Source organism: Citrobacter sp. CFNIH10, assembly GCF_002934585.1.
In the GTDB taxonomy this organism is placed as follows: Bacteria; Pseudomonadota; Gammaproteobacteria; order Enterobacterales; family Enterobacteriaceae; genus Citrobacter_A; species Citrobacter_A amalonaticus.
The window spans coordinates 2,234,834-2,249,054 of record NZ_CP026216.1 but is presented as its reverse complement, the minus strand read 5'-3'; the positions used below and the strand labels follow the sequence as shown (position 1 = coordinate 2,249,054).

11 protein-coding genes are annotated in these 14,221 nt (G+C 48.7%); 3 read left to right on the top strand and 8 right to left on the bottom strand.

Annotation, left to right across the window (positions count from 1 at the left end):
* Positions 1-4: 4 nt before the first annotated feature.
* Both C2U53_RS14315 and C2U53_RS14310 read right to left on the bottom strand, forming a co-directional pair.
* Positions 5-1,768, bottom strand: a complete 1,764-nt coding sequence (locus C2U53_RS14315) for a sulfatase (protein ID WP_104446041.1) — start codon at positions 1,766-1,768, stop codon at positions 5-7.
* A gap of 1 nt (position 1,769) precedes the next feature.
* Positions 1,770-3,188, bottom strand: coding sequence for an MFS transporter (locus tag C2U53_RS14310; protein WP_104446040.1), 1,419 nt, complete (start codon positions 3,186-3,188; stop codon positions 1,770-1,772).
* Between the two features lie 517 nt (positions 3,189-3,705).
* On the opposite strand from C2U53_RS14310, the gene C2U53_RS14305 reads away from it, so the two are divergent.
* Positions 3,706-4,389, top strand: coding sequence for a LuxR family transcriptional regulator (locus tag C2U53_RS14305; protein WP_192926969.1), 684 nt, complete (start codon positions 3,706-3,708; stop codon positions 4,387-4,389).
* A 13-nt stretch (positions 4,390-4,402) separates the two neighbouring features.
* Here C2U53_RS14305 and C2U53_RS14300 read toward each other — a convergent pair whose 3' ends face one another.
* The 3 genes from C2U53_RS14300 to C2U53_RS14290 all read right to left on the bottom strand — a co-directional run bounded on the left by C2U53_RS14300 (position 4,403) and on the right by C2U53_RS14290 (position 6,857).
* Entirely contained in the window at positions 4,403-5,038 is a 636-nt protein-coding gene (locus C2U53_RS14300) for an acyl-homoserine-lactone synthase (protein ID WP_042999420.1), read from the bottom strand.
* Between the two features lie 489 nt (positions 5,039-5,527).
* Positions 5,528-5,833, bottom strand: coding sequence for an antibiotic biosynthesis monooxygenase (locus tag C2U53_RS14295; protein ID WP_042999419.1), 306 nt, complete (start codon positions 5,831-5,833; stop codon positions 5,528-5,530).
* Between the two features lie 88 nt (positions 5,834-5,921).
* The gene (locus tag C2U53_RS14290; RefSeq protein WP_042999418.1) at positions 5,922-6,857 is read right to left on the bottom strand and encodes a LysR family transcriptional regulator; all 936 of its coding nucleotides are present in this window, start codon (positions 6,855-6,857) and stop codon (positions 5,922-5,924) included.
* Positions 6,858-6,995: 138 nt separating this feature from the next.
* Between C2U53_RS14290 and C2U53_RS14285 the strand changes: the two genes are divergently transcribed.
* Both C2U53_RS14285 and C2U53_RS14280 read left to right on the top strand, forming a co-directional pair.
* A complete protein-coding gene (locus C2U53_RS14285; RefSeq protein ID WP_104446039.1) occupies positions 6,996-8,426 on the top strand; it encodes an aspartate ammonia-lyase in 1,431 nt (476 codons plus the stop codon).
* A gap of 111 nt (positions 8,427-8,537) precedes the next feature.
* Complete coding sequence (locus C2U53_RS14280; RefSeq protein ID WP_042999416.1) at positions 8,538-9,836, top strand: anaerobic C4-dicarboxylate transporter; 1,299 nt, start codon at positions 8,538-8,540, stop codon at positions 9,834-9,836.
* 150 nt (positions 9,837-9,986) lie between these two features.
* On the opposite strand, the gene C2U53_RS14275 is transcribed toward C2U53_RS14280, so the two are convergent.
* Genes C2U53_RS14275 through C2U53_RS14265 form a run of 3 tightly spaced genes read right to left on the bottom strand, consistent with a single transcriptional unit; the run spans position 9,987 to position 14,203 of the window.
* Entirely contained in the window at positions 9,987-11,000 is a 1,014-nt protein-coding gene (locus C2U53_RS14275) for a fimbrial protein (RefSeq protein WP_044254094.1), read from the bottom strand.
* A 12-nt stretch (positions 11,001-11,012) separates the two neighbouring features.
* Positions 11,013-13,520 (bottom strand): fimbria/pilus outer membrane usher protein, encoded by a 2,508-nt coding sequence (locus tag C2U53_RS14270; RefSeq protein WP_246876154.1) that lies wholly within the window; start codon positions 13,518-13,520, stop codon positions 11,013-11,015.
* Between the two features lie 5 nt (positions 13,521-13,525).
* Positions 13,526-14,203, bottom strand: coding sequence for a molecular chaperone (locus tag C2U53_RS14265; protein WP_042999414.1), 678 nt, complete (start codon positions 14,201-14,203; stop codon positions 13,526-13,528).
* Between the last annotated feature and the right edge of the window lie 18 nt (positions 14,204-14,221).

The window sequence follows — 14,221 nt, the reverse complement described above, 5'->3', positions numbered from 1 at the left end:
AGACTCAGTAGGGTTTATTGAACAGTCCGTAAAGTGCCGACTCATAATCACCGCTGTCATACAGCGCTTTCACCGCCTGCTTGGTGATGCTGCGCTGCCCGGAGATCGTTGCCAGATCCTGAAGGAATTTATCCCCTCCGGGGCAGGCCGCTATCTCAAGGAGCAATGCCCGGGTATCCGGATGCATATCAAGGCAGGCAAGAGAGCCTAAATACTGCTGCATCACCCGTTTGCGCATTTCATGTTCCTGTCGCACGAACTCCGCGTCAATATGCGCGTCGTCGACGGGGATCCCCAGACGCCGCCATTCATCTTCCGGAGCCTGCGCCTCACGCATTGCCTGCGACAGTTTGCGGATAAACAGCGCTTCACGTTCAGGATCGCAGAGCGGATGCTCCTGCTTCGCATCGTGAGCTAAATCGAACAGCAAATTGCCGTGCGCATAAGAACTGTAAAAACCGGCGGAACCCGGGATTTTCAGCACCGGTGTCTCACGGGTGAAGACAAAACCAGGATGCAGAGTGGCTTCCTGCAATTCAGCGAGATTAAACATCCTGCGCATGCGCATCGGCATCAGCGTGTACTCGTATAGCGGGCTATTTTCCGGCGACTGGCTCCCTCTCATATAGACATAGCGACCATCGGTGATCGACACATGCGCGCCGAAATAGCCAAAAATAGCCTCTGATTTAATCGGCATTTGTCGCGCTATGACCGGAGACAATGCCTTGCCTGTCATGTTGTGCGTTTTCTCAATGCCAAACGCCTCCAGCAACGTCACCGCCAGATCGTGCATCTGCGCCAGTTGGGTTCGCGACTCGCCAGCCCGTCGACTTCTGGGATCCCAAATAAAGAAGGGGACATGCGCAATCTCGTTATACACCGGCATAACGCTTTTCCCCGACCACTCTTTTTCACCAAACATAAAACCGTGGTCGGTATTCACAATAAGCATTGTGTCCTGCCACAGATGATGTGCGTCGAAAAAGTCCAGCACCTGGCCAAGATATTCATCGCACATCAACATCAGCGCCTGATAATGCTTTTCACCGTTCACCACTTTCTGCGGATTATTGATCCTCTCTGTCGAACTGTATTCCGGCCAGTCGTCAGGGTTATTGACCAGTTCAGGATCGACCATGCGCTTGAAGCGATCCGGCACATAAAAGGGCTCATGCGGATCAAAACTCTCTATTTGCAATAACCAGTTATCCTGCTGATAGTTTTCCGCCAGGAAAGCCAGCCCGGCCTGATAACAGCGCGCCTGCGGGAAATCTTTCTCTTCACGCATATAACTGCGGTTAATCTGATCGTGCTCGATCATATTACGGCGCAGCGGTTCGGCGTTTTTCCATGAATCCAGTTCACGGGCGCCGTCGAAGCCAATCTTCGCTTTCCAGAGATCCCCCTCCTGCCCGCGCATAAACTCATAACTGCTGTAGCGATTATGGTAGGTCGCCCCGCCATCTTCCCAGTAGTGCTGATGGTCGGTAATTAAATGGCAATAGACGCCGTGCTTTTTAATGATTTCAAAAATAGAGTCATCAAAGGGTTCCAGCGGCCCCCAACTGCGATGCAGGAAATTCAGCCGTCCGGTATGCAAATCGCGTCGGGCTGGCATGCAGGGCATTGAGCCAACATAGAAATTATCAAAACGAACGGTTTTCCCCTCCAGTCGTTTAAAATTAGGCAGAGGAAATGCGTCGGCCTGATAAGCCGGGAGCTTATTACGACGCAGGGTATCAAACATCAGCATAACAACTTTCATATTACTCCCCATCCCCGAGCAGTTTCATGCAGATCGCCTGATGATTTTTTTTGTTCAGGGTATAAAAAATCATCGAAAACAGTGACAGGAGTTGCCCGCAAACCGGCGTCAGGACCATCAAAATAAGCAATCCATGTAATGTTCCCGCCGTTTGCGCCTGCGCGCCGGGTAGATAACCAATAAGATCAAGGACGCCGCCCAGCACAAAGGCACCCAGCGCAGAACCAAATTTGTTGGAGAACGTTAATGTGGAGGAGGCAATTCCGGCGGCATTCTTTTTCGTTTTCCAGCGTAATTCATCCGCGCAATCAGTGACCATCATCCAGGTAATCAGCGACCCGCCCTGACAAAACGCCATCACGCAGGCGAGAAGTATCAAAGTAAAGGTGACATTTTCAGGCGAGAAGGTGAGCCAGAGTATCAGCGAGGGAACCATGGCAATAAAACAGATGATCACAAATGCCGTTTTATTTCCATAGCGAGATACTAACCACTTAACCAGCAGATATATTGATGCGCCAAACAGCATATTCAGTAATGCTCCCGTCGCAACCAGCTTTGTATTGTGGAGAACCCACGTATAAAACTGAACGGTCACCCCGGCGGTAATCGCTAAGGACAGCGTGTTCGCCGAAGAGGCCAACGCCAGGCATCCCAGTGAACGACTACGAAAAGCCAGCGACAGCTGTTTGAAAACGGCCACCACAATATTCTGCTGTTCACCCGCCGGGTCGGTCTGTAATCCCTTTTCATCGTGCACAATACGTTGCCAGTTATCCTGTCTACGGGCGCCGTAAGCGCAAATCCAGAATCCCAGCGTGGTCACGACCCCAAATAAAATGCCGAGGTAGTGATAGCTATGAAAATCAACCACCACATTACCCGTCGCATCCCGGGTCTGGCTGAATGCAGATAAAATATAAATGCCGCCCGCGCTGACGATAAACTGGGCGATAATCCCGGTAAATTGCTTGAATAACACAATATTACTGCGTTCATTGACCTTGTCTGTAATGTAGGCCGTTAATGAGTGGTACGGGATATTCGACACGGTAGAGACAAGGGAGTAGAGCATATAAACGCAGGCGATATAAACCACCCTGCCCGTCGCGGAGAAATCCGGAGAGGCAAAAACCATCCAGGTTGTAAAACCCAGTACCGGTGCTGATGTGATTATCCAGAAGCGGTATTTACCCAGTCGCGTCCGGGTTCTGTCACCCATCGCGCCCATCACCGGATCGATAAACGCATCAATCCCCCGTGCGGCAAGCGTGATGGCGCCCACCGTGGCCGGATTCACACCATAGACATCAGAAGCATAGGTAATAAAGAAAACCAGCATCGCGTAAAAACTGAGGTTGGAGGCAAATCCGCCCCCCATTGCGTAGCAGAGTTTGTCAGAGACCGTCAGACGTTCCATTTTATTATCCTTGTATTTTGTATGGCCTCCTTATTGTTAAAAAAGAGAGACTCGGGACGACAATTGTTTGCATCCTGAACCTATAGTAAAAACCTATAATCCCCCGCGCCTGCGCATCGCGTGGGTAAATAATATTTTGTAATTATTCAGTTTTTATTCCGCAACCGTAACCGGCATTGATTAAACACGCCGCTGGACAATATTCATATTTGTGACCCTGGTTCAATTTCCGCCACCGACAGTACGGGTGGCGCAATGGCCTGACATTGGCCCACACTCTGTCTTTACGCTCCTCTGTTCGTGATGTCTGGCATCCGATTGTGCCGCCCGGCTCAACAAACCTTCGGGGCCAACTTGACGGTCATGCCATGAACCTCAGTCCTGGCGTTTTTATACACAATTTGACATAAGGACAGGAAATATCGACTGTTGTGGGGTAAGTCCATTTTGTCAGGTAACGAGGCAGGCTATACTCTTTCAAACACTCATCTCAGAGGCAGCAACTGGCGTGAAGGATATGTATTACAACGATGAAGGGATCAATGCGTTAATCCAGAATGAACTGAATGCGTTCATTAAGGACTACAAAAATACGATCTACGCATATGCGATTATGAACAAGAAAGATCCCTCGCAAATGCAGATTATCAATAATAATCCTGAGTGGTTTAACATCTATCTTGAAAGAAAATACCAGTTTATTGACCCTGTTATTATTAGGGCTTTAAGCAGTGTTGAAGATTTTTTCTGGGAGAACAAGGTGCTGCTGGCGAACGGTTATAACCTGACGCGCATTTTCAGTGAAAGTTCTGAACACAATATTTATCAGGGTCAGACGTTTCCCCTGCATGACTATCTGAATAATCTTGTCGTATTATCCATCATCAGCCAGAAGGATTCGGGGATAGAGATGGAAGCCTGCCGCGCGCACTTCATGCATTTTCTCATTCAGTTACATCAAAAGACCCTTAATCTTTACAGTAAAGTGCATCAGAAAAAGAACGTTTTTTTGTCACCGCGCGAACGACAAATTTTGAAGTGGGTTAGTGCGGGTAAAACCTATGCCGAAGTCTCGGTTATATTGTCAATTGCAGAGCGAACCGTGAAATTTCATATGAGCAATGCAATGAAAAAGCTGGGCGTAAACAACGCCAGGCATGCGGTTAAACTTGGAATGGAGCTCAGATTACTGGATAACTGAACTCCGTGCGGGATTACAGACGGCGAAGTTGTTGAAGTATCTCGCGGAGCCAGTGGCTGGCCTTATCTTTGCTGATGATGCTCTCAATTGCGCTTTCACTCGCCGGCATAAAAATATAGTAGATAGTTTCACCTTTCTCAGAAAGTCCTTTCTGAATCACGTCAATTTTCCAGTTCGCATGCCGGAAAATGGCATACATACCGCGACTGGCAACGGCGAACATGCCCCGATACTGTTTCTTCATGCAATAGACAATCATTGCCAGAAACAGTGCCTTACTGGCGGGCATCCCACGAAGGTTTCCGCAATCACGTCTCTCTTTATCTAAAAACAGGCGGCTCACTTCACAGCAGGGAATATCCGTAGGGAGCGTAATATTATCGAAGTACTCATGGAATATTTCGCTGATCATCGTCGGTTGCGTGGCATCGATAAATCGGGCGCCGCACAGGATTTCTCCCTCATGCATCCCTAACAGGTAAGTCGTGTTTTCGTTATCAAATTGATCCTTTTCCAGGCCATCAGTACATTCTACTTTCCAGTTGAGCCGCTCACGAAATGTTCGGTTTCTCAGGCGGTAGAGTTCAGTGGCAAAACCTGACGGCAACTCATCGCGATCAAGCAAAAAAAACTCAACAAAAGAGTTCATTTATTCATTCCTGATAATAACATTCCGAAATTATTATCCCCTGTCTTTTAGGACAGCTTTTTTTCAGGTCGGGTCTTCCTTATACTTAAAAAATACCTGACTAATAGCGCTCGCGGCACATACTAGTCAGGCGGTCAAAGACCAACGTAACACCAGGGATAAATCCACCCGAGATTATCTAACATTTAGACTCCCGGGTACAGAATGCAATAAGCACTTAATCAATAAAAAACTATTAAAACACGACAAATATCAAATATTTTACCTTATTATATTGCCCCTTGTATTTTCAAGGGGTAATATTTAAGGTTGAGTTAACTATTAAGCTCAATGCTGTTCCTCGCTCGATCACATCCTTTTACATCACGCGCCATTTTCTCTTTCTGTCCCTCTACCTCCATCCTTATTTCTCTCTTGTAAGAAAATAGTCCTGTTTGCAAAGATTGCGTGAGATCAGCGGAAGTTACGCTTCCGTAAGATGGTCGAATTTTATCCTTCCGATGAATAATCTCGCAGAACGTGCGCAACGCGGATGCGGTAAAAAGAGAATATCGACTCCCGGCCTTCCCTTTGCGCTGCCCGGTGTTTCATGTTGCTCTTCCACACCGCGACGGCGTCTTCACTCTCCCACCAGGAAAGCGATAAAATCTTCCCTTCCGTACTCAGGCTTTTGAAACGCTCAATCGAAATGAAGCCCTCAATATTAACAAGTTCGTTCCTGAGTTCAGCGGCAAGCTGTAAATATCGCTCCTGCTGAGTCGGTACTGCATCCGCTTCAAAAATCACCGCTATCATAACAATCTCCTGGGTTAGCATTTCCGCTACTTTAGCGGTAAGTACCGGGCAATACTTCGCTGAAGACCGAATCATGCCTGGTTAGGGATCATGACGGCACATCCGCATTGAGCTTACTGTAGAACCCCTGTTCCAGTTTCGTTTCCAGTATTGACTGGACCTCAATCGCCAGGTTTTTATAGAACTCAGACAGTTCATCATCCTTACAGAGCAGGACAATTTTGCGGCGTTCTTTGCGATTGTTGATCCGGATGATCTTCAGCGAGTCAGTAAAGGCGGGAAGTGTGGTAATAAACAGCGGCGTGGTCAGCGTCCATCCGTAGCCGCAGGAAATTAATTTCAGAATGTCATCAGCATTATCCATTTCAAACTGGATAGACGGAGACAGGTTATTCCATTTCAGCCAGTTGAGCGTCTGGATGCCGGTCGGCGTATTGCGGGTATAGGCGATGTAGTCCCTGTTTTTACACAACTCTTCCAGCCGCGTTTCCGGCCAGGCTTTGGGACAAACGCACAGAAACTCCTCTTCAATCAGCGGGTACATTCTGACATTAGGCGGCATCTCGGTATGCAGCATCGTGATGGCCAGGTTAATGCTGCCCGTATTCAGCGCAGAAAGCAGCCCCGATGCTGTACCGGTAACCTGGAAAATATGTTTCACCTGCGGTTGCAGGAAGGTCAGGATATCCAGGCCGATAGATTTACCGATCGAATCCACAAAGCCGATTTTCAAATGTGAAATATGCCCGTGACTGATCGCGTTGATATGTTCCTGCAGATAAACACCGCTATCGATAATCTTTTTTCCCAGCGGGTACAGCGCCTGCCCGGCTATCGTCATCTGAATGGGTCGCTGTGAACGGTTAATCACTTCAGTCTTTAAGCCATTTTCCAGATTCGCGATCTGCTGAGAAATCGAGGATTGAGTCAGGTTGAGTTTCTTTGCCGCAGCGGTAAATGACCCCGTCTCAATGACTGCTAAAAACGCCTGTAACTGCTTAAAATCGAAGTTAATATCCTTCATTACCGCCTCTACTATTACATTTTTTAATAATGAGTATTTATCTTTTCAATGCTTTTTTTTCTTTGAGCCACTTCAAATTATCTGTACTGCCAGCCAATTAAGGTAGCGATACACCTTAATACAGGAAGAGACATAACGATGCGTGAAGAAAAGGATCTATTAGGAACGTTAATGGTGCCGGAGGAAGCCTACTACGGTATTCAAACGCAACGGGCGGTACTGAATTTTTCAGTTTCGGGGAAAACGGTCGGGGACATTCCGCATTTCCTGTGGTCAATCGCCGCGATAAAACAGGCGGCTGCTCAGGCCAACGCGCAAATTGGCGCGTTGGATCAGCAGAAAGCCGCCGTCATCGTGACGGCGTCGCAGGAGGTGATGAACGGCGATTTTGACGCCCATTTCCCGATTGATATTTTTCAGGGCGGCGGCGGCACCTCGACCAATATGAACATGAATGAAGTGGTGGCTAACCGCGCGAATGAACTGCTCACCGGCGTACGGGGATATGATGCGATTCACCCAAATACGCACGTTAATATGGGACAGTCGACCAACGACGTCATTCCTGCGGCGATGAAAATGACCAGTCGCATGAATATCAAGCATTTGCTGGTGCAACTGGAAAAACTGGAAGCCGTACTGGCGGATAAAAGCCGTGAGTTTGCCGACAAAGTGAAATTAGGCCGCACCTGCTTACAGGATGCGGTGCCAATGACGTTTGGCCAACAGTTTGGCGCCTATCGCACACAGGTCAACCGGCTTAGGGAAAAACTGGCCGAGGTCAACGAGGAGGCGCTGTATTTACCCCTGGGAGCGACGGCGATTGGTACGGGGTTGTCCACCCATGAGGGATATCTTCCGGCGGTGTATCAATGGCTGGAGACCCTCACTGGCGAGCCATATCGCCCGGAAGCGGATTTTTTCGATGGTCTGCAACACGGTGATTTCTATATTGAATTCTCCGCACAGCTCAAGAAAATCGCCGCCTTTCTCTCTAAAATGGCGACCGATTTTCGTATTCAGGGTTCAGGGCCGCGCGCCGGTTTTAATGAAATTATTGTCCCTGCCGTGCAACCGGGTTCGTCCATCATGCCGGGCAAAATTAACCCGGTCATGCCCGAACTGATGAATCAAATTGCGTATCAGGTTATCGGTAATGACGTCACGGTAACCATGGCGGTTGAGGGCGGCGAGCTTGACCTGAACGTGTGGGAACCGGTGTTGCTAAAGGCGCTCTTCGAATCCTGCTCGTTACTGAGCCGGGGGATACCGCTGTTCATCGATAAATGTCTGAAAGATATCGCGATAAATGAAGAAGTGAGTGCTCGCTACGCAGAGGAAAGTACGGCGCTGGCCACCGTCGTGGCAACCCTGTTTGGCTATCAGGTGGGATCGCGAATTGCAAAAACCGCGTATCAACAGCAGTGCAGCGTAAAGCAGGTCGTGCTGGCAGAAAAACTGCTGACACCGGAACAGGCGGATTATCTGCTTGATCCGATGAATATGACCGATCCGCAAAAGAGTACGGCAGCGATTAAACGTTATCAAACAGAAATGAATATGTCGTAATCATCTGTTATCGAGAAATAAGCGTTAACTGCAGGTAATGAATATTCCCTATTCATTACCTCGCCCTCTCGTTGCCGATAAATAAAATATAACAAAGAGCAGGTTAATTATATGGTGATATTACATGTCGTTTTATTACTGGGAACCATCATGCTTGCCGCCCGCTGGGGCGGAATTGGCGTCGGGTTTGCCGGCGGGATCGGATTAGCGATTTCGGTATTTATTTTTGGCGTTCCGGCAGGTTCTCCACCTGTCGACGTGATGCTGATTATTCTGTCTACCATTGTGGCGCTCTCAGCCATGCAACAGGCCGGCGGAATGGATTATCTCGTCACCCTGACCGAAAAATTACTGCGCCATAATCCCGGCTATCTTAATATTCTTGCCCCCACCGTAACGTTTATTCTGACGGTACTGTCCGGTACTGGTTATACCGCCATGTCGGTGATGAACGTGATTCAGGAAGTGGCGAAAGACAACGGTATCCGACCCAGCCAGCCGTTAAGCTCTGCGGTTGTGGCTTCGCAACTCGGGATTACCGCCTCCCCGATCTCTGCCGCCACGGCGATTATGTACGGCACCGTTGAGGTGATGGGCGTGAGCTTCGGCGACGCAATGCTGATTATCCTGCCCACCGCGTTATTTGCCATGCTGATCGCGGCGTTCATTGCCAGCAGACAAGGTGCCAAACTGGCCGACGATCCTGTGTGTCAAAAAATCATGCAGGAAAATAAAATTGTGCTGAATAAACAGGCCAGCCGCCCTATTCCCGCCAGAGCAAAATCCTCGGTTGCCATATTTCTGGTGGGAGTGGTCTTCGTGGTCTGTATGTTGCTGTTTAAATCCCTGATTGGGCATACCATTAATTCCCGCGACTTAATCATTATTACGATGTTTGTCGTGTCCACGATCATTATTTTCACCTGCAAGCTGGACATGAAAGAGCTGAAGAACTCACCGATATTTAAATCCGGCGCGGAATCACTGGTGGTGGTATTAGGGATTGTCTGGCTGAGCAGCACGCTGATCGGTGCCCATATCGATGAGATTAAAATGGAAGCCAGCGACATATTACGCGCCTGGCCGTTCTTACTGGCGGCGGTATTTTTCTGTACCAGCGCCATGCTGTTTAGCCAGGGGGCAACCAGCGCATTGCTGATGCCTATCGCCGCCTCCATCGGAATTAGCCCGGAGGCAATATTAGCCAGTTTTGTCGCGGTCAGCGCACTTTATATCACGAATATTTACCCGACAACCGCGTTTGCGATAGCCACTGATGATACGGGTTCATTTCTCAGTTCGCGCTGGAATGGCTCAAAGATCGTTAATCACCCCTTCTTCCTGCCGGGATGTTTATCGATTATCTTCTCGGTACCATTTGGCTTTTTACTGGCACAGATGATTTTGTAATGGCGAAGACAGAACAGACCTGCCGTTGGCGGCTTTCTCTATCCCCCACGACATCACCAACGTAACCGTATTAAATATGTCGTGATGAACAGCAGAACAGGTTGAGGTTAATCTGTTCTGCTATTCATCCATATGTTAGTTATTCGGCAACTACTGGTATGTCATCGTAAAAGACAGTACGCCATTAGCCGTCCCTGTGGTGATGTGATCGCCCGTCTGGTAGTAACGCGCCTTAAGCGGGACCGTGAAACCGCCCCCTGTGCTCGATGTCCCAGCCGCCACATCGGAGCCCAACCTCATTGGCTGGTTGTTATAAAGCAGTTGGATCCCGACCCCTGTGGCGGCGTTACTCCCGCTGGTCGTATTGATGACGCCTTTCGTTGCGTCATTAATATCGCCTTCCATCCTGACGCTGACGGCGGTTCCGGCATTGCAGGTCATCGGCAAATTGAATGACTGGGTATATGTCTCTCCCGGCGTCGTTCCTTTGCCATTAAAGGCGTTTTTATCAACCTCTTTCATATCGACAGGGATGGATGCCGTGGTCAGTTTGCAGGCTGGCGTGGTCACCGTGAACGCATTGATATTGACTGCGGCTTCTGGGGATTGCCAGAGCAGCGAGTTATTCAGCAATATCAACGACCCCACCATTCTTGCCGATATCGTACCAGAACCGGTCTCCGTCGCCGTTTTATAAAATGTCACCGTGACCGAACCATTCAATCCGGGACTTATCATTCCCGTGGTATTTTGACAAAGCCTGGCGGTGTTAATATCGCCCCGAATCGTATTCGCCCCCGTTACGGCGGCATTCCCTCCGGCACACTTTGCCGTCGAGCCGGAAATCGCATAGCCAATACCGTCAACGTTGGTTTTATAGACCCGTACCCCATTGACCATCGAATCGAAGGTACCTATCGCCTTTACGCCAAATGTTTGATTGGAAATAACCCCGTCCGCTGAATCAAAACAACTGAACGCATTCACTGTCGGCGTCATCATCTGCGTACCAATAACGGCCCCCACCGGCAGATCCCTGGAGATAGTGATATTCTGCGGCGATAAGGTTGTTGATGGCGTGACCGTCGAACAATCCCACGCCAGCGTAGTCCGTGAAAACAGTCCCAGAGCTACCCACAATAAACTCACTATAATTCGATTCATCTTACTCTCCACTTACCTGCACTCCGCGGTGACGTTATGCGTTTTGTCAGAAGCCTGCGCAATCTGATAATGTGCCAGACAACTTTCCCCAGCCCAGTTCACCACCACGGAGCCTTTTTCCGGTGCACCGCTAAACCAGACTCGCTGACGATCGTCAATAATCCCTTCTGGTGTATTGTCGCGATGGTTAATTGTTGCCGTCGCCCCAAACGGAATCGTTTTGCCCGTCAATTGCAGCAGGATTCGGTAGCCGGTAACGGTCGGGAAATCGGCCAGGGTCAGCGCGCCTTTTGTTGGTACGACGGTCTGCGTGTCATTCAACACATCCGTATTGTTGTTCAACCTGTCGGTATTTAGCGTCAGACTGTTCTGTCGATATGGCGCAACGTACGGCACAACGGCAAAACCTTTACTGTCTGTGTAAATGCCGCTGTTATTCGCCACTTTCACATCAGCGGCATTCTCGGCCTTCACCAACGCCATTGTCTCGCCAAGAGGTTGAGTCGCGGAGACGCCATACGGATGAACCACCAGTCCCCCCATTGCGCCAACCGAGACCTGACGATTATCGCGAGAGTAGTTATAACCAAGCTGATATTCACCATGCCGGCCCTTATAATTCGCCGACGCACTGCCCGTCACATCTGCACCCTTACTGTTGTATCCCTGCTGTACGTTCCAGTTCAGATTGTTGTCTTCCAGCGCGGTACCGGACAGCCCAACCTGTGAAGTGGCGTCGCCTTTTTTATTCGCGTTTGCCGATAGCGTCATCCAACTGTTTGGCAAGAAACGTGAGAACGGAATCTGCATCGTAAAAGAGACGATATGATCGTTGTCGTTGTGCCAGGGACCACGGGAATAGCTATAGTTCAGGCCATAATTAATATTGTTAATACTGGTGTTGTAACCCAGACTGACGTTACGCTCGGTATCACCGCCCCAATAGTCCTGGTGCCAGGCCGAAAGGTTGATATTCCCGAAATCGCCAAGCTGCTGGTTCAATGTCACCTGTGCCTTACTGCGTTTGTTACGCTGATAACGCCAGTCATTGCCTTCCAGAACGTTATCGCTCGCCATCCGGTATTTATTGACATCACCATTCGCTTCCTGAAAATCATGAAAGCCGGAAGAGGAATACCGATATCCCATCAGACTCAGCGAGGTGCCCGTTGATGAAAAATCTTTGGCATACTGCGCGCGAAGCGAGATACCACCTTCCGTTTTGCCTGGCATCTGCGTATGAGCAAAGGTAGTGTCAAAAGAGAACGAACCGAAATCGCCCAATCCTTTGCCGATACCAATAGCCCCGGCCTGGTAATCTCTCGACGCCAGCGTGCCGCCATATATTGTGGTGTCCCACGGCAACCCGTAGCTCATTGTGGTCTGAAGAAAATCCGGTTCTTTATCTGTACTGTTTGATGCACGATATTTTCCCACTGCCAGAGCATATTTAAACTGGCCCTCACGCTGCATGATCGGCACAGCCGAAAATGGCTGAATAAACTGATGCACCGAACCATCTGCCTCACGCACAACCACGGTAAGATCACCGCTGGCAGCAGTAGGATAGAGATCATCAATCACAAACGGGCCTGGCGGAACATAAGACTGCCAGATAATATTCCCGCCCTGACGAATGGTGACTTGTGCGTTACTTTGCGCAATGCCACGGACTACAGGCGCAAACCCCCGAACGCTTTCCGGCAACATGGTGTCATCCGAATAAATTTGCGCGCCACGGAAGTGAACACTGTCGAATACACCAGACTGCGTATAACCATCCCCCATACTGAACTGGCTTTTCAGCACTTTAATATCACGCTCCAGTGACGTGCTGAGGGTATTCCAGCGCCCGTCCCCTTCGTTATTGTTATATGTCGAGTAATTACGCAACCGCCAGGGACCGACGTTAATCCCACTACGCAGGTTTAGATAGCTGTCATTACGCGAATCTCCCTTGCCATGGCTGTTGGCAGCAGAGAAGTTATAATTCAGGAACAGCATATTCAGTCCATCGTCCCACTGTTCCGGTGCAACGGAGCCGCGTGGATCGCGCTGCATATATTCTTGCGGCACCGAAATATCCAGACGCATCCCATCAAACTGAAAATTGAGTTGGCTCCCGGGGAGTAACGCACCAATATTATCGATGGTCGCGGAATCCTCCATACTCATCCAGTCAGGCTGTGCGTTACGCTTCACACCCCATTTCACGAAATCGGCGTAGGTTAAGGATGGTGCCAATTCACTCTCTTTACCCAGAAAGCTGATATCACGAGATTCGATATAATTTCCGTTCAGATAGACATCAATGTGATAAATACCGGGAACCTGTCCGTCAGTTTTGCTGAAACGGGAGATATCAATATCACGTGGAATATTCCCTCGGGTTTCAATGAGATCGGGTGAAAAATAATCCTCAGCCAACACGGTTGATGCTTGTGTAAACAGATAGACCATGACTGATAATTTCGTTAACGTTGCAAAACCTGAAACCGTATTGAGCTGGAGCATAAGCATTTAACCTACATTTTAACTTTTTGTTCAGTCGTGACGCCTCCAAAATCATTAATCGCACGCCACGATACGTCACCGCCGTTTATCCCCGATAGGGGTAGCGTGACGGTTTGAAATGGTAATACCATTGGAGGCTTAGTGATCGTCTTGCCGTTCACCTTTATTTCATTGAGCGACACGCTATAAGGCGTTGGATTATTTACAGTTAATTTCCCACCCTCACGTGAAAAAATTAACTGCTGGTATGCCAATGACGGATCGCCTTTTAACCCGGTGGGACGATAAAACAGCTTCATTTTGCTTTTTACCGCGATCAACAATTCATTTTTCGCATCCGGTGAGGATGAGGGAATCGCTTTGATATTCAGCCAGTAAACGCTTTCTCTGTCGGTTGGTAAGTTATTTTCAGCCAACATGACGCGAACAGAGTTCTGCGCATTTGGATTTAATTTAAACAAAGGTGGTGTAGTAGTGAATTCGCTACCACTCTCATCACCATTTTCACTTTTACTCACCCATGACTGAATTAAATACGGTTTATTGTCCGGATTTTTAACACTGATTGCAGCCTGACTGGCATTACCATTATAAATAAGACGAGTACCGCCTATTTCAACACCACTAATTGCCGCTGTTGAGATAAATATCATCCCTATAGCAACCGTGTTATATAATTGCTGAAACATGAGAATTCCTGCTTAATT